This window comes from Nocardia sp. NPDC052001, from assembly GCF_040680615.1.
Taxonomy (GTDB): Bacteria; Actinomycetota; Actinomycetes; order Mycobacteriales; family Mycobacteriaceae; genus Nocardia.
The window spans coordinates 312,576-331,835 of the sequence record NZ_JBFAXC010000007.1 but is presented as its reverse complement, the minus strand read 5'-3'; the positions used below and the strand labels follow the sequence as shown (position 1 = coordinate 331,835).

The 19,260-nt window shown below is 68.0% G+C and carries 17 protein-coding genes; 8 read left to right on the top strand and 9 right to left on the bottom strand.

Features of this window, described 5'->3' with window-relative positions:
• Positions 1-21: 21 nt before the first annotated feature.
• From AB0L82_RS30490 to AB0L82_RS30475, 4 genes are all read right to left on the bottom strand, one after another.
• Complete coding sequence (locus AB0L82_RS30490; protein WP_364643735.1) at positions 22-936, bottom strand: phytoene/squalene synthase family protein; 915 nt, start codon at positions 934-936, stop codon at positions 22-24.
• Positions 933-2,543, bottom strand: coding sequence for an alpha-(1->6)-mannopyranosyltransferase A (locus AB0L82_RS30485; RefSeq protein WP_364643732.1), 1,611 nt, complete (start codon positions 2,541-2,543; stop codon positions 933-935). The genes AB0L82_RS30490 and AB0L82_RS30485 overlap by 4 nt, the downstream gene beginning before the upstream one ends.
• A 63-nt stretch (positions 2,544-2,606) precedes the next feature.
• Entirely contained in the window at positions 2,607-4,220 is a 1,614-nt protein-coding gene (gene crtI, locus AB0L82_RS30480) for a phytoene desaturase family protein (protein WP_364643730.1), read from the bottom strand.
• A 47-nt stretch (positions 4,221-4,267) separates the two neighbouring features.
• A complete protein-coding gene (locus AB0L82_RS30475) occupies positions 4,268-5,314 on the bottom strand; it encodes a polyprenyl synthetase family protein (protein WP_364643727.1) in 1,047 nt (348 codons plus the stop codon).
• A gap of 454 nt (positions 5,315-5,768) precedes the next feature.
• Here AB0L82_RS30475 and AB0L82_RS30470 point away from each other — a divergent pair, with 454 nt between their 5' ends.
• Both AB0L82_RS30470 and AB0L82_RS30465 read left to right on the top strand, forming a co-directional pair.
• Entirely contained in the window at positions 5,769-6,767 is a 999-nt protein-coding gene (locus AB0L82_RS30470) for a methylenetetrahydrofolate reductase (protein ID WP_364643724.1), read from the top strand.
• An 89-nt stretch (positions 6,768-6,856) separates the two neighbouring features.
• Positions 6,857-7,744, top strand: coding sequence for a hypothetical protein (locus AB0L82_RS30465; protein WP_364643721.1), 888 nt, complete (start codon positions 6,857-6,859; stop codon positions 7,742-7,744).
• 23 nt (positions 7,745-7,767) lie between these two features.
• Here AB0L82_RS30465 and AB0L82_RS30460 read toward each other — a convergent pair whose 3' ends face one another.
• The 5 genes from AB0L82_RS30460 to AB0L82_RS30440 form a co-directional block, all read right to left on the bottom strand.
• Positions 7,768-9,051, bottom strand: a complete 1,284-nt coding sequence (locus AB0L82_RS30460) for a glycosyltransferase (RefSeq protein ID WP_364643718.1) — start codon at positions 9,049-9,051, stop codon at positions 7,768-7,770.
• Positions 9,048-9,737: a DUF3153 domain-containing protein gene (locus AB0L82_RS30455; RefSeq protein WP_364644222.1), complete on the bottom strand. Its 690-nt coding sequence runs from the start codon at positions 9,735-9,737 to the stop codon at positions 9,048-9,050. The genes AB0L82_RS30460 and AB0L82_RS30455 overlap by 4 nt, the downstream gene beginning before the upstream one ends.
• A gap of 87 nt (positions 9,738-9,824) precedes the next feature.
• Positions 9,825-10,643: a carotenoid biosynthesis protein gene (locus AB0L82_RS30450; RefSeq protein ID WP_364644219.1), complete on the bottom strand. Its 819-nt coding sequence runs from the start codon at positions 10,641-10,643 to the stop codon at positions 9,825-9,827.
• Positions 10,644-11,038: 395 nt separating this feature from the next.
• The gene (locus AB0L82_RS30445) at positions 11,039-12,607 is read right to left on the bottom strand and encodes an NAD(P)/FAD-dependent oxidoreductase (RefSeq protein WP_364643715.1); all 1,569 of its coding nucleotides are present in this window, start codon (positions 12,605-12,607) and stop codon (positions 11,039-11,041) included.
• Complete coding sequence (locus tag AB0L82_RS30440; RefSeq protein WP_364643712.1) at positions 12,604-13,215, bottom strand: GNAT family N-acetyltransferase; 612 nt, start codon at positions 13,213-13,215, stop codon at positions 12,604-12,606. The genes AB0L82_RS30445 and AB0L82_RS30440 overlap by 4 nt, the downstream gene beginning before the upstream one ends.
• Before the next feature lie 217 nt (positions 13,216-13,432).
• Between AB0L82_RS30440 and AB0L82_RS30435 the strand changes: the two genes are divergently transcribed.
• The 6 genes from AB0L82_RS30435 to AB0L82_RS30410 all read left to right on the top strand — a co-directional run bounded on the left by AB0L82_RS30435 (position 13,433) and on the right by AB0L82_RS30410 (position 19,170).
• Positions 13,433-13,873 (top strand): SAV_6107 family HEPN domain-containing protein, encoded by a 441-nt coding sequence (locus AB0L82_RS30435; protein ID WP_364643709.1) that lies wholly within the window; start codon positions 13,433-13,435, stop codon positions 13,871-13,873.
• A gap of 125 nt (positions 13,874-13,998) precedes the next feature.
• A complete protein-coding gene (locus AB0L82_RS30430; protein WP_364643707.1) occupies positions 13,999-14,424 on the top strand; it encodes a DUF3040 domain-containing protein in 426 nt (141 codons plus the stop codon).
• Between the two features lie 438 nt (positions 14,425-14,862).
• Positions 14,863-15,294, top strand: a complete 432-nt coding sequence (gene mraZ, locus AB0L82_RS30425) for a division/cell wall cluster transcriptional repressor MraZ (RefSeq protein ID WP_364643704.1) — start codon at positions 14,863-14,865, stop codon at positions 15,292-15,294.
• A 162-nt stretch (positions 15,295-15,456) separates the two neighbouring features.
• The gene (gene rsmH, locus AB0L82_RS30420; protein WP_364643701.1) at positions 15,457-16,458 is read left to right on the top strand and encodes a 16S rRNA (cytosine(1402)-N(4))-methyltransferase RsmH; all 1,002 of its coding nucleotides are present in this window, start codon (positions 15,457-15,459) and stop codon (positions 16,456-16,458) included.
• A 115-nt stretch (positions 16,459-16,573) separates the two neighbouring features.
• Positions 16,574-17,239, top strand: a complete 666-nt coding sequence (locus tag AB0L82_RS30415; RefSeq protein WP_364643698.1) for a hypothetical protein — start codon at positions 16,574-16,576, stop codon at positions 17,237-17,239.
• 131 nt (positions 17,240-17,370) lie between these two features.
• Positions 17,371-19,170, top strand: coding sequence for a penicillin-binding protein 2 (locus tag AB0L82_RS30410; protein ID WP_364644216.1), 1,800 nt, complete (start codon positions 17,371-17,373; stop codon positions 19,168-19,170).
• The last annotated feature ends 90 nt before the right edge of the window (positions 19,171-19,260 follow it).

Below are 19,260 nucleotides of genomic sequence, written 5' to 3'. Positions count from 1 at the left end.
GTTGAGTGGTACGCAGGGCTTTCACCGAGTCTCGGCGAACGCGAATTCCGTTGCGGCGACGCGTAGTCGGCGGTGCCGGGGGACCGTTGCCCGGCGGGTGAAGACGGCGTAGTCGGTGTGTTCGATTTCGTCGAGGATCGCGGCGTAGAGGGTGGCGGCGGTGCGGATGGCGGGGCGCACGCGCGGGGTGAGCAGGTCGATTCCGGGGGTGGCACGACGGTAGATGCCCCGGTTCACCGCTATGAGGTGGGCCAGGGCGCGGCGGACTCGGGGGTCGGTGCGGCCGGTGTCGTTGCAGTGCTTCAGGAGATCGTCGTCCACGCCGAAGGCCGCCAGTTCGTCGGCGGGCAGGTAGATGCGGCCGCGGTCCAGGTCTTCGGCGATATCGCGCAGGAAATTGGTGAGCTGGAAGGCTTCGCCGAGTGCGGCCGCGGCCGGTTCGGCCTCGGCGATGGGAACCACGGTGCCCAGCACCGGGAGCAGTTGCAGGCCGATGGCGGCGGCGGAGCCGCGCATGTATTCGCGCAGGGCGTCCATGCTGGGGTAGCGGTCGCGGTATTGCGGGCCGCCGGGGATATCCATGCGCATGGAGTCCAGGAACACCCAGAAGTGTTCGGGCGCAATGTCATAGCGCGCGATGGTATCCGAGACCGCGAGCAGGATGCGGTCCGCGCCGCCCAATCCCGGTGCGTGTGCGAGTCGTCCACGCAGTTCGTGCTCGATCCGATCCAGTTGTGCCGCCGAGTGTTCCGCGCGCATCGCGGCGGTGCTGTCGTCGACGATATCGTCGACCATGCGCGCGAACGCGTACAGCGCGTGCACGGCCGGTCTTCGTTCCGGCTCCAGCAGCCGGGTCGCGAGGAAATAGGTGCGACCGTGTTCGGCGGCGATGCGGCGGCAATCCCGGTATGCGAGTTGGAGTTCGGCCGAGCTCATGCCGCGCTGGGCGGCGCGCTCACGCTCGCCGGGGGATGGACGTGCGAACTCGCGCTCAACTTGAGCGGATCGATGGTGCGCAGCGATACCGCCGCCACCACGGCCGCGAAGGTCGCCAGTGCGACATGCCAGAAGCTGTACAGCCCGATCGAACCGTCCGGCTGGAAGACCAGCATCAGCCAGGTACACAATCCGACCAGCACCTGAAGTGTGGTGGTGGACAGCGCGAATCCGGCGGCCAGCGCCAGCGGCCACGAGTAGTACCAGGGCAGCGCGGCGGGGGACAGGATCACGATGGCCACGAACGCCACGGTGATACCGAAGACCGCTTCCCGCTCGGTATGCCGGAACCGCCACCACGCCCACACCAGAATCACGACAAGCGCTATCGCGCACAGGAATCGGGTCACCGACAGCACCGATTCCATCCGCAGCGGTGTCACCCAGGTGGTCATATGCGCCATGATGGTCGGCAGCGACAGCCAGTTGATGATCTTCTTCGAACCCGACAGCGCGGTCAGCCAGCCGATACCGACATCGGCCAGCGCCGACGCGGCGGCGAAGACGAGCCCGAAGACCGCCACACCCAATCCGGCGATCTTGGCGAACATCAGCGCGGGATGCGGCAGCTCGCCCTCACCCTGCGCGGCACGCCGCTCACGTTCGTGAATCATCCAGATCCACACCAGGAATGGCAGTGCGATACCGGCCGTGGCCTTCACGCCCACACCGACCGCCACGACCACGATTCCGGCCACGTGATGGTGTTCGAGCACCAGCGCGATACCCGCCGCCATCAATCCGACCATGAGCATTTCGTTGTGCACGCCGCCGATGAGATGAATCAGCACCAGCGGATTGAGCACCGCCAGCCACAGCGCGGTGGTCGGCCTGCCGCCGAGATGTTTGGTCAGATGCGGTACCGCCCACATCATCAGCGCCAGTCCGGGCAGCATGACTAGGCGCAGCGCGATCGTCCCCGCCACCACGTTATCGCCGGTGATGGAGGTGATGCCGCGCGCCAGCAGCAGGAAGATCGGCCCGTACGGGGCGGTGGTGGTGGTCCAGACCGGGCTCACATTGTCCAGCAGCACACCGGGATTCACCACCGGGCCGACCTGGTACGGATTGAAGCCGTCGCGCAGTAGCGCGCCCTGCGCCAGATACGAGTAGGCGTCGCGGGAGAACATGGGCACCGCGAACAGCAGCGGGAAGATCCAGATGCCCACGATGGCGCGCAATTCGTTCAGCGTCACCTTGGCATTGGGGATCGTGCCGAGCGTCGCGCGACCCAGCCGCACCCACGCGGTGATCATGGCGAGCACACCTATCCAGACGAACACCGTCGACAGCGCGTACCCGTGCCCGAAGCGCAGCCACGACAGGTGCGCGGCCTCGAGCAGTGGATCGTTGCGGCGCACACTGCCCGCCCCGAAACCGCCGAAGGTGATCATGACCGCGCCGAAGAAGCCGAGCAGTGCGGCTTTACCTTCGGGACTGCGCACGAAGTCGGCCCAGTTGCGCACCCAGCGATGCTCGGTGTTCGCGATGACGGCGGGTTGCGGGTCGAGAGTGGTAATGGTGACGTCCATATCGGGGGTCGGCATCGGTGGTCGTTCCCCCCGGAAAGGTCAGCGGCGCCCGCCGCAGTGGTTCAGGACGCGGTCAGTCTAGTGCTTGTGCGGCGGTGCCACCGCCCCGGCGGGGGAGGTTCCGGCCCGGGCATGTCGTAGATCACCTGTGATGCGGGTCGCGGCGAGTTTTCCGGACAGCAGCACGGTCGGCACGCCGACGCCGGGAACGGTGCCCGAACCCGCCAGCACGACGTTGTCGCGACCCGGAACCAGGTTCCTGGTCCGGAAGGGACCGGTCTGGCGGAACAGGTGCGCGGCGGAGAACGGGGTGCCCGCGAGCATGCCCCTGTTCTTCCAGGTCTGCGGGGTGTCCACGATATCGATGCGGAAGTGCCGCGAAATGCCTTGATAACCGCGCGCTTCCAAGGTTTGCAGCAGTTCGCGCAGGTAATAGGGGGCCAGCTGATCCCAATTCAGGGGTGCGGCATCGAGATTGGGGCAGGGTGCCAGCAGCGACAGCGGCTCGTACCGGGTGGTGTCGGACAGGTGCCCGGCCTGGTCGATATGCGGTTCGACCCGGTCGATGTACAGCGCCGGATCGGTGAGGGCGGGGCGGGTGAGCAGCAGCGATGGGTCCGTCATCAGCTTGCCCCGGCCCGGGCGGGCGGCGATCTCGGTGAAGGTGCGATCCCATTCCCCGCCGAAATCGATGGTGTGATGCGCTTGAATCGGCCAGGCGGCGGCGATATCGGCGGGAATGGTGCCGTGCGCGACCACGGCGGAGGGGGAGGCGCGCAGGCCGCGGCGGCGGCGCAGGCCGAAAGCGGGGAGTGCGCCGATATCCGCGGTGAGCACGACCGCGTCACACGGGATGGTGCGGCCGTCGGCGATTCGGACGGCCGTCGCCCGGCGGCCGGTGTAGTCGATACCGGCGGCCTCGGTATTGAATTCGAGCGTGCCGCCCGCGTCGGTGAAGGCTCGTGCGAGCGCTTCGGCGATGGCGCGCATTCCGCCTTCGGGATACGACACGCCCAGGCAGGTGTCCATATAGGGAATCGCGCCGTACACGGCGAGCGCCTGATTCGGCGCGGTACCCGCGAACAAAGCCTGAAAGCTGAACAGTCGCGACAGTTGCTCATCGCCCATGAGCTTGCGCACGCGCGGCCCGAGCCGTCCGAAAGCGCCCAGCCGCACCAGTTTCAACAGCGCGCCGCGCTTATCCGGGTACCGCACCATATCGAGCGGTGAATCGAAATTGGTGTCCATGAAATGCCCGAACTCGGACTCGTACACCCGTCGCAACCAGTCGCGCAGCCGCCGATACCGTTGTCCCGCAGCGGCATCGCGCACCCGGGTGACCTCGGCGGTCATCTCGTCCGGATCCGAATACACCCCGACGCTCGTCCTGTCCGCGAACCTGGCCTGATACGCCGGTGCGAGATCGATGATCCGCAGCCCGACCGACTCCCGGGTCCGGCCGACCGCCGCCAACGCCTCGTCGACCAGTCCGGGCACGGTCAAAATGGTTGCCCCGGAGTCGATCTCGTAATCGGGTCCGCGATACAACCCGACCCGCCCGCCCGGATGATCGGCCCGCTCGAGCACCGTCACCTGCCGCCCCGCACCCACCAGATGCAGCGCCGCCGCCAGCCCGGAGAGCCCCGCGCCCACCACGACGACCCGATCGGTAGGTCCCGCAACAGTTTTCATATCGGTACTGCTTCCTCGTCGGTATCTCATCCGCGCCAGGGGCAGGATCAGTAGGCGCGGGCGGTGGCCGCCAATGCCATGGATCGCAATTGCCGTTTGGCGTCGGCTGTGGCGGTGCTCGCGTCCAGGGCCTCGAGCGCCCGATCGGTGAGATCGGTGATGCGCGCCTCGACCGCGTCCACCGCGCCGAGATCGGTGAGTATGCCGCGCAATTCGGCGACCTGCTCGGGGGTGACATCGGTGCCCAGGCTGCTGCGCAGCAGTGCGGCGGCAGCGGGTGCGGTGACATCGGCGCGGCTCAGCGCCTCCGCGATGAGGACGGTGCGCTTACCTTCGCGCAGATCGTCGCCGGACGGCTTACCGGTCACGGCCGGATCGCCGAAGACGCCGAGCAGATCATCGCGCAGCTGGAAGGCGATGCCGATATCGGTGCCGAATTCCCGGTACGCGGCGATCAATTCATCGTTCGCGCCCGCGAGCGCCGCACCCAGGTGCAGCGGTCGTTCGATGGTGTACGCGGCGGTCTTGAATCGGTTGATCAGCAGTGCGGCCTCGACGGATTCATCCCCGCCCGCCTCGCCGTGGATATCCAGGATCTGCCCGCTGAGCACCTCGGTGCGCATGGCCGACCACACCGGTGCGAATCGATGCTCGGCGTCCGCGTCCAATCCGGCGCTGCGGGTCATGTCATCGGCCCAGGCCAGCGCCAGATCGCCGATGAGCACCGCGATACTCGCGCCGTAATGCGCGGAGTCGCCCGCCCACGCGCCACTCAAATGCCGGGTCTCGTAATCCACGTGCACGGTGGGGAATCCGCGCCGGGTGCGCGAGGAATCGATGATGTCATCGTGAATGAGCGCCGCGGCCTGCACCAATTCCAGTGCGGCGCAGGCGGTCAGCACCGCATCGGCCTGCGGGTCGGTGGCAGAACGCCCCGCGCCCAGCCAGCCGGTCCACGCGAACGCGGGCCGGGTGCGCTTCCCGCCGCGCAGTACGAAATCCTCCAGCGCCCGCGCGGCGTCGGCCACGATCGGCCCGAGCGGTGCGATGGTCTCCTGCCGGGTGACGAAGAAATGCGCGAGTCGTTCCTCCACGGCGGCGACGAGCGATCCCGCGCCGACCGGCTGACGTGTCGGGGTACCGGGTCCGGCGGACAGAGGATCCTCCTGTGGTGGGGCCGCACCCTCGGCGCGACGCGTGCACGTCCCCGCCCGGGGTTCGGCGACGATTTCCGAGGCGAGCGCGAACGCTCGAACTCAGCTGAGAAGTCGCCGACCACCGACGCCGCGAGACCTACAGTGGCCCGCTCGGGGGTTCGCCCCGACTCTACCGAGCCACCCGGCACACCGACCCAACCGGTCAGGCGGTCCGAACCGTCCGGGCCGGGGCGTCGCCAACCGCGGCGATGTGGTGTGCGTCGCTTCGGTACCGGGGCGAGGGCTTTGCGCTGGTCGTATTGTCCGCTTCGGCGCGGGAAATAGGTGTCGTCGCAGCGTGTGAGGCCGGGTCTCGGCAGGCCATCGGCTCGAATGCCCTTAAACTGGGGCCGTGAGTTTCGACAATGTACGGGGATATTCGACCCCTGGCCGAGTTTCCCGCACACCGCAAGGGTCCGGAACTCGCTCCATCATCCAGCAGCTCGGGCCGCGCCCGGACGGGTCGGTGCCGTTCTCCGTCGAATTCAATCCGCCGCGCGACGCGGCCGGTGAGGCGCGGTTGTGGCGGGCGGCACGGGAGTTCGAACGCCTGCATCCGGCCTTCGTGTCCATGACCTACGGTGCGGGCGGATCGACCCGCGATCGCACCATTCGGGTCACCGGTCAGCTGGCGCGCGAGACCACGCTGCTGACCGTCGCGCATCTGACCGCCGTGGATCACAGTGTCGGCGAACTGCGTTCGATCGTCGGGGCGTACGCGGATTCGGGTATCCGGAATCTGCTGGTGCTGCGCGGCGATCCGCCCGGTGATCCGCTGGGGGAGTGGGTCAAGCACCCCGAAGGCGTGGAGTACGCCGAGGAACTGGTGCGCATGGTGCGCGATCTCGGTGACTTCCACGTGGGCGTCGCCTCATTCCCGCAGGGGCATCCGCGGTCCACCGACCTGGATCAGGACACCGGGCATCTGATCGCGAAACTCCGTGCGGGCGCGGAATATTCGATCACCCAGATGTTCTTCGATCCGGAGCACTACTTCCGGCTGCGCGAACGCGTCGCCAAACTCGATCCGGTCGAGGGCGATAAGCCGATCATTCCCGAGCTCATGCCGATCACCTCGCTGCGCACGGTGGAGCGCGCGGTCGAACTCTCCGGACGTGAACTCCCCGCCGGGGTCCTCGAGCGCCTCCGCAAGGCCGCGGGTGACGGTCCGGAGGAGAACCGGGCGGCCGTGCGCGCCGCGGGTATCGAGATCGCCACCGAAATGGCCCAGCGGTTGATCGACGAGGGCGCACCCTGCCTGCACTTCATCACCCTGAACTTCGCCAAGGCCACCAGCGAAGTGCTGGCGAACCTCGGCTACACGGTCACCGCCGCTCCCGTGCACGCCTGATTGTCGTCCGGCATGCCGGGCGAAATGTCGGAATTGCACTGGTCAGCCGAGTAGCGTCCACCCTCGACCGCGATGTTGAGGAGCCCGCTATGCCCGTGTCACGCAATCTCGTCCGCATAGCAGGCGCGCTATCTGCCTGCGCACTGCTCGCCGCAGCCGGACCGGCAAACTCCGAGCCACCCCACCCCGTGCAGCCACCGGCCACGGCCGACGGCGGTGCGATATCGAACGGCGGTGCGGTCACGGCGAACGGGCAGGGCGGGGTGCCGGCGAGCGGGACCGCCGATCCGAGCGGTGAGGGGCTCGGTGCCGCGCTCGCGCGGGGTGCGGCCGCCGCCATGGCGCACGGACTGAGTCCGCGGGACACCGCCGCGGCGGTGAGCACCATCGCACGCGCGACCCGGATCGCCGGGCCCTCCGACTGGTTCGCCGCCTACGGCGAAACCCTGGACGGCCTACAGCAATTGGGGGTGCAGCCGTTCCTCTACCCGACCGCGGCCCCCTTCTGTCTCGGCGGCACCGCGCTCGGTATGGCCCCCGCCGTCGCGGGCGCGATTCCCGGCCCGTGGCCCAAATACGCCGTTTCGATTCCCGGCCTTGATCTTTCGGCCGTGAAGGCGGGGCAGACCATGTTCGCCTTCGTCCCCTACGGTATGAGCCCCGACGGTGCGGACACCTCCGGTATGCAGGTCGTCTGGTTCAATCTCACCTCGGGTAAAAGCGGTTTCGCCCCCATGGGCTCGCTCTCCCATGTCCTCAACGGCATGCTCCCGCCGCAGATCCCGAATGAACTGCGCCCCATGGTGGAACAGGCCGTCCACGACTTCTTCCTCAGCGCCCTCCCGGCGGGCGGCGTCCGGGCCGTCCCCGTCGACACCGGCTCCGGCACCGTCCTGGCCACCATGTTCGGCGTCGTCAACAACGCGGGCCGCTCCTGCTTCTTCCTCCCGACCATCGGCATCACCCCGGTCCCGTAGCCCGGGCCGAATACCGCGGTCCGTCAACGGCTGTCGTCGAGCCCCCGGCCCTTCCACACGAGCGCACCGGTCCGGTGTGCCCGATGCGACCGCACCGACAGGACCGAGTAGGCCGCCACCGACAACGGATGTGCCACCGCCGAAACGACATTCGCACCGGTAGGACCGGTGAGCCGCCCGCCGTCCTCGCCGGAACGAGCCAGCAGCCTGCCGGCGACGGCGGCGGCGTACCCGAGGAGACCTATTCGGCGAACCCGTCCTCGCCCCGTCAGCGCGGCCAGGGGAGGTATCCAGTAGGTGAGAGCGGCGTAACCGCCGACGGCGATGCTGCCCGCGACTCCGCCGTAGGCCGTCCACAGCCAGCGGCGGTAGCCCTCATCGAGTTCCCTTGCGTCCCGGTACATCCGGGTCGAGGCGATGTGACCGCCCGCCACCAGTGCGGTGCGATGACCGGTGCGGCGGAGTTCGCGCGCGATGGCGAGGTCCTCGGTGATTCGATCGGCCACCGAGGCGTGGCCACCGATCGATCGGTAGGCGGCGGCGTCGAACACCAGGAACTGGCCGCACGCCACCGCCATCGAGGGAAACGGCATCGCATTGCCCAGTGCGACAGGCAGTGTCGATGCCCAGGACCAGGCCAGCAGGGGCTGCACCAGTCGTTCGGCCGCCGTTTCGGCCCGCTGTGCGGGCCATGGGCAGACCAGACTCGACCCGGTTCGGCGCAATTGGTGAATGCCCGCCGCGAGTGCGCCGGGGCTCAGCCGCACGTCCGCGTCGAGGAAGATCAGGACTCCGGAATCGGTGCTGCCGTGCCCACTTTCGAACGGGCGGGGGGTATACCCGCCGTCGGGGCCGGGGCCGGGGCCGGGGCCGGGGCCGGGGCCGGGGCCGATCGGGTCGGCGACCCCGTCGAGATCGTCCGCGTTGGCGGCCAATAGCGCGCACGCGGCGTTCTTGCCGGTCCAGCCGGGCAGGGGTGGAATATCGTTGCGCAGCAGCGTGAATCGATCGTCTCCGCCGATCGCGTCGAGCGCCGCACGGTAGGTGTCATCACCGGAGTCGTCGTCCAGGATCAGCACCCTGAGCCGTGGAACCCCCTGCTGCGCACGCAGATCCGCGATCAGATCGGGCAGGCGATCGGCCTCGTCGCGGGCGGGAACGCATACCGTGACCGGTTCGGTCACCTCGCCATCCCCATCGCGCAACTGCCGCAGCGTGATTCGGTTCACCAGTGCGGTGCCCGCGCCCACGACGGCGAGCACCGTTCCGGCCCGCACCGCGAATTCCCAGGTGCGGTGGGCGTTCACACCCGGGTATCGGGCTTGTTGCGCAGCCAGCGCGCGGCGCGCACGTACTTCGGCGGATCCGGATTCCGGGTCATGTACGCCAGGACCGCGACGACCGCGGCCACCGCGAGGGTGATGCCGCCGACGATTCCGGCCCAACCGGCGAACGAGCGCGTATTCGGGTCGGAATAGCCGACTTCGGCGCGCAGGGTGGACACATCGCCCGCGGGCAGTTTCCACGTCACCACCGAATCACCCTCGCGGGTGCCGTTGGTGGTGGCCACGCGTGCCGGGAACGCCACGGTGAACTGCACATCCGAACCGTGCGGGGGCAGGCTCTTCAAATCCACCCGCCCGGTCAGGGTGACCAGATCGCCGACCCGGTTGAACTGCAGCGTGAACATGCCCTGCGTCTGATCGGACAGCGAGCCGAGCTGCTGCACCTCACCAAAGGTCAGATCGTCGAAATACACCTGGCTGCCGACGTACCCGTCCTGCGAGTAGCTGTCGACGCGCACCTTGCCGGACAGTGCGTCGGGCGCTTTGAGCTGCGGCCCTTTGTCCTTGTCGTTCTGCGGTACCGCGGCGGCCACGATGCGCCCGGATACGCGGTCATTGGAGGAGACGCCCATCGACACCTGTACGCGCAGGCATCCGGTCAGCATGACCGCGAGCGCCGCGAACAGCATGACGGCTGATATCCGCATCCATCGGCGCGGTCGCCGAGTCTCCGGTTCCGGCGTCGCGGATTCGAGCGGGTCGTCTGCTGTGGAGGTGATCGGACTCGGCACGGCTCACATCGTGCCATGGCCCAGGGGCCGCAGTGTGATTCGACGGGCCATCAGCCCCCGAACCAGCGGAATCCCGAGCACCCCGAGCCCCGCGAACCCGTATATCGCCGATATTGGTAGCGCCAGGAACACCGCGTGCGCCAGCGCCGACCCGAGCCAGGTCCACAGGAATACCGCCACCGGCACCACCCGCGCCGCACCGGTGTCGATCGCGGTGCGATCCCACACCTCCAGCAGCACCGCCATCAACGCGGCCACCGCCAGCCACCCCAGATAATTCGTCAGCGGAATCTGCCCCAGCCCCGGTAACCCGACCGCCCCGGACTTCCACTCCCACTGCCCATCCGCCACCATTTGCGGATCCAGAAACAGATCCCATCCCACCGCTCCGAGCATCGTGAGCCACACCCGCAGCATCATCAGCCGAACTTGTGGCACCGTGCGCGAAACCTGCTCGCCCACAGCCGAACTCAGTAGCCCCGACACGATCCACACCGGATAGATTCCGCCGGTCCAGGCCAGGGGAACCACCAGCGGCACCCCCGCGAACTCCGGACCCAGCCGTCCCACCGCGTATTCATAGGCCCCGAACGGCACCCCCGTAGCCGTCCCCACCACCTCCGCCGCCAGGCCGATTCCGGAAACGATCACCAGAAAACCCGCGGCCCAGCGCACCCCGCGCGTCAACCCGGCATGCACCAGCGCCGTCACCGCCGACAACCCGACCACCGCGACGGTCACCCGATCCCGAGCCACGCCGCCCGTCAGCGGATAGGCGATCTGCACCAGCACCAGCAGCACGGCGGGCACCGCCGCCACCACAGCCGTGCGACTGGCCCGTTTGTGCGCGAACAGCTGCCCGTATCGCGCCCCCACGCGTGCCGCCTCCCGCAGTCGACGTACCCGGTTCCCCGAGCCCCGCCGCGTCGTTCCAGGCTCGCTACGCACGGCAATTCGCGAATCCCGCTCCACGCCAACCGCTTCGATGTCCGACACCGTTGTCGAGCGGCTGCCGTGCCGGGCAGGCGAGGTGGATCGCCCGCCCGGGCCGCCTTCGATTCCAGGGCCGTCCGGACCGGTCTCATGTCCGTCGAGCCGATATGCCATCCTTTTCGAAGGTGTGGCAATGGAAGTGGCGGCAGGTCGTTCGTGGTCCGGTTCATCGGCACCGGTGGTGGTCCGGCTGGAACCCGTGCGTGCCGGGGATAGGTCGCCGCTCATCGGCGGGGCAGGCGCAGCCGTGCGGGTCGGATGTCGCGCTGGACCACGCGGGCGACGCTGCGGCCGCTCGCGCCGGACACTCCGCCGCCGGGGTGGGTGGACGCGCCGGTGAGGTACAGGCCCGGCGCGCCCGGGACTTTGTGATGCGAGAGTTCGGGGAGGGGGCGCCACATGAACATCTGGTCCAGGGACATTTCGACGTGCATGACGTTGCCGCCGAGCAGTCCCATTTCGCGTTCCAGGTCGGCGGGGGTCTGCACGAAGCGGTCGCGGACGGTGGCGGCGAAACCCGGTGCGTGCGCGTCGACTTCGGCGATGATGCGGTCGCCTTCGCGGTCGGCGTGGTCGCTCCAGGAGCTGCCGTCGGCCAAGGCGTAGGGATGCCATTGCGCCCAGAGCGAGAGTTGATGTTCGCCGGGCGGGGCGATACTCGGGTCCAGGGCGCTGAAGCTCATGGCGAGCACGACCGGGCGCGGTGGGAGGTCACCGGCGAGTGCCGCACCGTGGGCGCGGCGCAGGTGACCGCGATCGGTCACGAGAAGTTGCAGGCCGTGGGCGGATTCACCGGATTTCGCGCCCGGATACTCGGGCAGTGCGGTGGTGGCGGCGCGCACGACCATGCCGATGCCCGGCCCGACCCGGATCCGGCGTCGCCAGTCGTCGAGGGTGTCGGCGTCGAAGCCGCCCTGCTCCAACAGGTTCAGCGTGGTGAGAATGTGCGATCCGGCGATCACGGTGTCCGCGTACAGATTTCGCCCGTTCGCGGTCTCCACCCGCCAGCCCTTACCGGACCGCGCCAGCGAAATCGCGGCATCTCCGGGACTGATCACTCCGCCATCGGCCCGCAATCGCGCGGCTAGTGCGGTCGTCAAGGCCCCACTACCGCCGACCGCCCGTCCGGGCGGCAGCGTATGCATGAGCGCCGCGAACCCGACCATGGGCGCGGACCCCGGCTCGGACATGGGCGGCCCGGATTGCGCACCCCACCACGCGAGCGCCGCTTTGAGCCGCTCATCGTCGAAATAACTGTCCAGCAGTGCGTCTCCGCTCTGCAGGAACTCCCGCGACAGCGCGCTCCCGCCGCCTTTCGCGTCCAGCCCCCAGAACGACTTCAATAATCGTCCCGGAGTGGGCGCACCGGAAAAACTCCGCATGACCCGCGCGGTCCGCGGTCCCCACACCCGGACGAATTCTCGATAGGCGGCGGCATCGCGCGCCCCGCACGCGGCCGCGATGGACGCGCAGGTCGCCTCCACATCGCGATGGAACACGATCGGCGGCACGTCGGCCCCGGGCGGCGCGGGCGCGAAAGCCCAAGGATCACAGTCGATATACCGCAGCCCGAACCGCGCCAGCTCCAGCTCCTCGATGATCCCGGTATGCCGGATCATGATGTGCGCCGACGACCCGCGATCCACCTGATGTCCGGGAAACCGCTCCACCGTCGACACGGCCCCGCCGAGCACGGTATCGCGCTCGAGCACCTCCACCCGATGCCCGTCCCGCGCCAGATAACAGGCCGCGACCAGTGCGTTGTGCCCCGACCCGATGATCAGCACACTCACAGCGGCAGCCGCCGCCCGAGCACCGCGAACTTGCGCGTGTCACCCGAGAAGATGAAATGCCTGACGACGTCCCCGAATCCCTGCCGGCGATACAGCTTCCACGCCCGGTTCGCCTCGGCGTCGACCTCCGGGGTGGACAGCAGCACCATGCGCTCGGGCCGGTTCTGCAGCAGCCGGGTGAGCAATATCTCCCCGACGCCGCGCCCCTGCGCGGCCGGATGCACATGCAGTTCGGTCAATTCGAAGTAGTTCGAAAGCAGTTCGCGCGCAGCGTGTTCCGGCCATCCGGTGCGCCGCATGCCGCTGTACACCTGCTGATGCCACCACTGGTGCGCGGCACCGTGATATCCGTAGGCGATGGCCACGATCGGCGCGGTGCGCAGGTCCAGGCGCCCGTCGTCATCGGGTAGCACCGCCGCCACGGCCTGCCAGCCGGGCCGGGTGGTGTGCTCGGTCCACATGGGCGCGCGCTGATGTTCGGTACCGCGAGGATAGTCCATGGCCGCGACGTATACCGAGAGGGCGTCATGCAGCCGGACGCGCATGGTCGCCGCCGACAGATCGACGACGACGGGTGCGGGCGTGGTGTTGGGGGTGACGGCGGTCATCGGGCAGGCGCAGCTCTCGTTGGCGCGGACGGATGGTCCGACGATAGCGCCGTTCTCGCCGGGCGTTGCCGCGTGGTCGAGCGCCGGAACTTGTCGGTGGGTGTCTTTAGAGTCAGACTCAATTGAAACCTTCGAATACCTGTTCGATCTTTCTGGAGGCTCTTCTCGCCCTGAGGGGGTCCCGTGGAGTCGGGGTATGCGAGTGGGGAGGTACCCGATGTCCGGTAGAAACCAACGTCCGGCCCATCCCGGGCGCGCCGGTGAACTGCTACGGCGTGCGGACGGCCTGTTGATGCAGGCCGCGGGGGAACAGGATCCGGCCGAGCGCTTCCGAACGGCCTATCTGGCGGCATTGCGCGGGGCGGGCGCGGTGCTGGCGCTCACGGGCGCGGATCGCGCGCCCCGGGCGCGTTCCCGCAATGCCTGGGTCATGATGCAGGCCGCCGCACCGGAATTCGTCATGTGGGCCGACTACTTCAGCGCGCAGTCCGAAACGCGGGCCGCTTTGGAGGCCGGATTGCCTCGTCCGGTCGATGATCGGCGCGCCGACGAGTTCTCTTCGCGGGTAGGCGCATTCCTGCACGATGTGGAAGATCTGCTGGCCCAGGCATCACGATTGGGTCCCGGTACGGGCTGGGTTGCCGGAATGCTGGCATGACTATCGGCGAGTAGGTGGTAGGTACCTGATCGAACTCGTATTATTGGTGGCAGACAGCCGCCAACGCCGGCTATCTGTCGCTTACCCGGAGGCGACCGCCACCACCTAGTGCCGGGGGAGGTACCGTGCCACTCTCCGAGCACGAGCAGCGCATGCTCGAACAAATCGAGAGCGCGCTCTATGCTGAGGACCCCAAGTTCGCCTCGACGGTTCGGGGCGGACGCTTACGATCCGCCACCGGCCGGCGCAGACTTCAGTCGGCGGCTTTGTTCGTCCTTGGTCTGTTCCTGCTCGTGGCAGGCATCGCCGCGCCCATCAAGCTGGGCGACTTCCCGATCATCAGTTTGATCGGATTCATCGTCATGTTCGGCGCGGGTGTGCTGTTGCTGACCGGTGGCCCTGGGATGAAGTCCCAGGGTGGCCGCGGCAGTGATGGTCATCCGTCGTCGGGCAACGGTCCTGGCGGCGGCCAGGGCCGGCCGAAGAAGTCGGGCGGGTTCTCATCTCGTATGGAAGACCGGTTCCGCCGCCGGTTCGAGCAGGACAACTGATCGGTCCGCTCCTTACTAATAGGGGCGGCTGTTCGGCTAACTGAAACAAGAGCGACACGCCGTGGCGCCACACCGATTTGAGGTGTGGCGCCACGGCGTTTCTTGTGGAAGTTGAACGGCGTGTCGATGCCCTCCCGGCCTTCCCCACCTCCCCCCACGGGTTTCCCCCACGCTCACCCACACTCGCCGGAAATGCGCGCTATCTGCGGGTTTGCTGACTGTTGTCGGGTCCTGCCCGCCGCGTGCCGCGCGTGTCGGGGGAACTGCGGGGAAAGTTCCCCACCCGTGTGATAGCTGGTGTGACCTGCGAAGTTCGCCAAGCGGGGACCGAGATCACCGCCGCTTTCGATTGAAAGTGGGGGAAAGTGGGGTAATGTGGAGCGCGCACTACAGGAGGCCGAACAGTCGAGAGGGTGATCCGGTAGGAGGTGCTGGGACTTGTTCCTCGGTACCTATACCCCTCGACTGGACGACAAAGGGCGACTCACGTTGCCTGCGAAGTTCCGGGACGATTTGGCGGGAGGGTTGATGGTCACGAAGGGTCAAGACCACAGCCTTGCCGTGTATCCGAAGGAAGAGTTCACCGCGCTCGCGCGGCGAGCCGCCGCCGCGTCCCGAAGCAATCCGCAGGCCCGCGCGTTCGTCCGGAACCTGGCCGCCTCCTCGGATGAACAGCGTCCGGACGCACAGGGACGCATCATGTTGTCGGCTGAGCATCGTCGCTACGCGAACCTCTCGAAGGATTGCGTGGTGATCGGCTCGGTCGACTTCCTCGAAATTTGGGACAAGACGGCGTGGGAGAGCTACCTCGCCGAGCATGAGGAGGATTACTCGCAGGCCAGAGACGAGTCGCTGGGCGGAATTTTCTAGCCCACAGCGAGGCGAGTGCCCTGCGGCCTCTGCCCGACGCGGACCCTGACGTACTTCCCCAACGCCAGGTGCCGCGCTTCGGTCAGAGACCCTGGGGCATTGGCCATCGATTCAGTGCTTAGTCCGAATCGCAAGCGACCCGTCAGCGGCCGTGCGACGAATGTGAGGTCCGGGAGGTCGAAGGTGCACCCAGGCAATGACGGCCCCCGCCATGTCCCGGTTCTCCTCGATCGCGCCGACGAAATCCTCGGTCCCGCTTTGGGTCTCGACGGAGCCGTCTATGTGGACTGCACGCTGGGCCTCGGTGGTCATGCCGAACACTTCCTGCGCACCTACCCCAATATCCGCCTGGTCGGACTCGATAGAGATACCGAGGCGCTGAAACTGGCGGGGGAGCGACTAAGCCCGTTCCAGGACCGAATCACACTGGTGCACACCAGGTATGACGGTATCGCCGACGCCCTCGAAGAGGCCGGGCTGCCGCCTACCGGTTCCGTGCGCGCGATTCTGATGGACCTCGGCGTGTCCTCCATGCAATTGGATGAGGCCGATCGCGGTTTCGCCTATTCGATCGACGCCCCGCTGGATATGCGGATGGATTCCAGCACCGGCCCCACCGCGGCCGATGTGCTCAATACCTACAGCCACGGCGATCTGGCCCGGGTGCTGAAGGTCTACGGTGAGGAACGCTTCGCGGGCAAGATCGCCTCGGAAGTGTTGCGCCGCAGGCAGAAAACACCGTTCACCACCAGTGCGCAGCTGGTGGAGGTGCTGTACGCCACCATTCCGGCCGCGGCCCGCCGCACCGGCGGTCATCCCGCCAAGCGCACGTTCCAGGCGCTGCGCGTCGAGGTGAATCGCGAGCTGGAATCCCTCGAAGCCGCGGTGCCCGCCGCGCTGGACGCGCTCGCGCCCGGCGGCCGGATCGTGTTCATGAGCTACCAGTCCCTGGAGGATCGGGTGGTCAAGGCGGAGCTGGCCAAGCGCACGGCTTCGCGCACCCCCATTGACCTGCCGGTCGAATTGCCCGGAATGGGACCGGAATTCAAGCTGCTGACCCGGGGCGCGGAAAAAGCCACCGAGCAGGAGATCGAAGACAATCCGCGGGCCGCTCCGGTGCGCATGCGGGCGGCGGAGCGTATCGCAGGGGAGGTTGCGCAATGAGCGGGCAAGTGCGGAATCGGCGAGCGGACACGGCCGGGGAGTGGCGGGCAACGCCCGTCCGGGAATACCGGACTCGGAGGTGGCACGCACGCCCGTCGTGGAACGGGGCCGCCCTATGACCATCAAGACGCAGAGCACCGGCCGGGGGGCGCGCCGGGCACAGGCCGCCGAACACGTGAAATCGGGTGCGGCACAACGCGCCTATGCCCGTCGTAAGAGCCGGGAGCGCGCGGAATTGCCGCCGGTGCTGCGGCGGATGGGCGGTGCGGACGCACCGCGCGGACGCATGTCGTTCGTGGCCACCATTATCGCGCTGCTGGGCTGCGGGCTGGCGCTGACGCTGCTGCTCACCACCCGCGCCACCGAGGACAGCTATCAGCTGGGCGCGGCCCGGCGCGGCAATGAGCAACTCTCCGATGAGAAGGCGGCCTTGCAGCGCGAGGTGGAAGCGGCCGATTCGGCCCCCGAATTGGCCCAGCGCGCAGCCGAACTCGGCATGATCCCGGCCAAGGATCCGGCCCGCCTGGTGGTGGGGCCCGATGGTCAGGTCATCGTGATCGGTGAGCCCAAGCCCGCACAGGGTGGTCCGGTGCCGCCGTTGAACACCACACCTTCGGCCCCGCCCCCGACCGCGCCGCGTGCGGTGCAGACCCAGGGTGAGCGTCCGGTGCCGGTGACCACGACACCGCCGACCACCGCGCCCAATCCGGCTACCGCGCCGCAGAATCCGGCGTCGCAGTCCCCGGCGCTGCAGGCCGCGCCGAATGGAACGCCTCGATGAGTTCTTCCCGCGCGGTGCGCGGCGGTCGTGATTCCGGCCGGGGACGGGCGGCCGCCGCACGCAGCCGATCCGGCTCCGGCCGTGCGGGTTCCGGGCCGGGGCGCAGCGCCAGACCGCGCACCGCCGCGGGTATGGACGGCTCCACGCGGTTCCGGTTCGGGGTGGGCCGGGTGCTCATGCTGCTGGCCCTGCTGGTGACCGCGGGCCAATTGCTCTGGATCCAAAGCTTTTCCGCGCCCATGCTGTCGGCGCAGGCGGCCAGTCAGCGCACCGTGAAGCTGCCGGATCCGGCCAAGCGCGGTCCGATCACCGATCGCTACGGCAATTCGCTCGCCTTCACCATCGCCGCGAAGGCGCTGACCTTCCAGCCGGTGAAGGTGCGCAAGGATCTGGCCGAGGCGCATGACAAGGATCCGAAGAAGCCCGAACCGGATGATCGCCTGCAGGCGATCGCGAAATACATTCACGACAAGCTCGGCAACGCGGCGCAGGAGAAGGATCTGCTGACCAAGCTGCGCAGTGATGAGCCATTCGCGTATCTGGTGCGCAATGTGGATCCGCGCATCGCTGCCGATATCAATCTCCAGTTCCCGGAGGTCGGCACCGAGCGCCAGGATATGCGTGAGTATCCCGGTGGTTCGCTGGCCGCCAATATGATCGGCGCGACCGGCTGGGACGGGCACGGGCAGATCGGCCTGGAATCGGCGATGGACGCGATCCTCGCCGGTTCGGACGGTTCCATGACCTACGACCGCGGTTCGGACGGCGCGGTCATTCCGGGCAGTTGGCGTGATCAGGTGCCCGCGGTGAACGGTTACGGCGTCGAGCTCACCCTGGATCAGGATCTGCAGTACTACGTGCAGCAGCAGGTGCAGCAGGCCAAGGATATGTCCGGTGCGCAGGCCGCGTCGGCGGTGGTGCTGGACGCGCATACCGGCCAGGTGCTGGCGATGGCCAATGACAACACCTTCAATCCCGCGATGGGCCCGCAGTCCTGGGCGCAATCGGATCTGGGCAATCCCTCGGTGGCCGAGGTGTACGAACCCGGTTCGGTGAACAAGATCGTCACCGCGGCCGCCGCCATCGAATACGGACTCACCAATCCCGATGAGGTGCACGAGGTTCCGGGCGCGATCAGCCTGGGCGGCGTCACCGTGCACGATGCCTGGGAGCACGGGGTGGCCCCGTATACGACGACCGGCATCTTCGGTAAGTCCTCCAATGTGGGCACGCTCATGCTGGCGCAGCGCGTGGGTGAGGACCGCTATTTCGACATGCTCAAGAAGTTCGGCCTCGGTCAGCGCACCGGTGTCGGCCTGCCCGGTGAGAGCGCCGGCGTACTGCCGCCGCGTGATCAGTGGTCCGGTTCGACCTTCGCGAATCTCCCCATCGGCCAGGGTCTTTCGATGACGACGCTGCAGATGACGGCCATGTACCAGGCCATCGCCAATGACGGCGTGCGGATTCCGCCACGCATCGTCAAGGCCAAGATCGCTCCGGACGGTCGTCGCACCGAGGAGGAGCAGCCGGACGGGGTCAAGGTGGTGAGCCCGCAGACCGCGCAGACGCTGCGGCAGATGTTCCAGTCCGTGGTGCAGAAGGATCCGCGCGGAATCCAGTCGGGTACCGGCAGTCCGGCGGCCATCGAGGGCTATCAGGTGGCGGGCAAGACCGGTACCGCGCAGCAGATCGATCAGAAGTGCCGGTGCTATTCGACCGACCGCTACTGGATCACGTTCGCCGGTATGGCCCCCGCCGACAATCCGCGCTATGTGATCGGCATGATGCTCGACGCACCCGTGCGCAGCTCCGACGGCAGCGGTGGCGGATCGGCCGCGCCGCTGTTCCACGCCATCGCGTCCTGGGCGCTGCAGCGCGATCGGGTGCCGCCGTCACCACCGGCCAAACAGCTGATTCTGCAGGCGAGTTAGAGCGGATAGGCGATGGACGTGACGTACACCGCGCCCGGCTCATGCCGGGGCGGGTGACCGAACTCCGGCGTGCCGATCGCACGGTGACCG

Bases quoted from the DNA above. Each gene is read 5' to 3' on its own strand.
- AB0L82_RS30455 (WP_364644222.1), bottom strand. From the start codon at position 9,737: ATGCGGATATCAGCCGTCATGCTGTTCGCGGCGCTCGCGGTCATGCTG.
- AB0L82_RS30485 (WP_364643732.1), bottom strand. From the start codon at position 2,543: ATGCCGACCCCCGATATGGACGTCACCATTACCACTCTCGACCCGCAA.
- AB0L82_RS30410 (WP_364644216.1), top strand. From the start codon at position 17,371: ATGGACGGCTCCACGCGGTTCCGGTTCGGGGTGGGCCGGGTGCTCATG.
- AB0L82_RS30435 (WP_364643709.1), top strand. From the start codon at position 13,433: ATGTCCGGTAGAAACCAACGTCCGGCCCATCCCGGGCGCGCCGGTGAA.
- AB0L82_RS30415 (WP_364643698.1), top strand. From the start codon at position 16,574: ATGACCATCAAGACGCAGAGCACCGGCCGGGGGGCGCGCCGGGCACAG.
- AB0L82_RS30465 (WP_364643721.1), top strand. From the start codon at position 6,857: ATGCCCGTGTCACGCAATCTCGTCCGCATAGCAGGCGCGCTATCTGCC.
- AB0L82_RS30490 (WP_364643735.1), bottom strand. From the start codon at position 936: ATGAGCTCGGCCGAACTCCAACTCGCATACCGGGATTGCCGCCGCATC.
- AB0L82_RS30440 (WP_364643712.1), bottom strand. From the start codon at position 13,215: ATGACCGCCGTCACCCCCAACACCACGCCCGCACCCGTCGTCGTCGAT.
- crtI (WP_364643730.1), bottom strand. From the start codon at position 4,220: ATGAAAACTGTTGCGGGACCTACCGATCGGGTCGTCGTGGTGGGCGCG.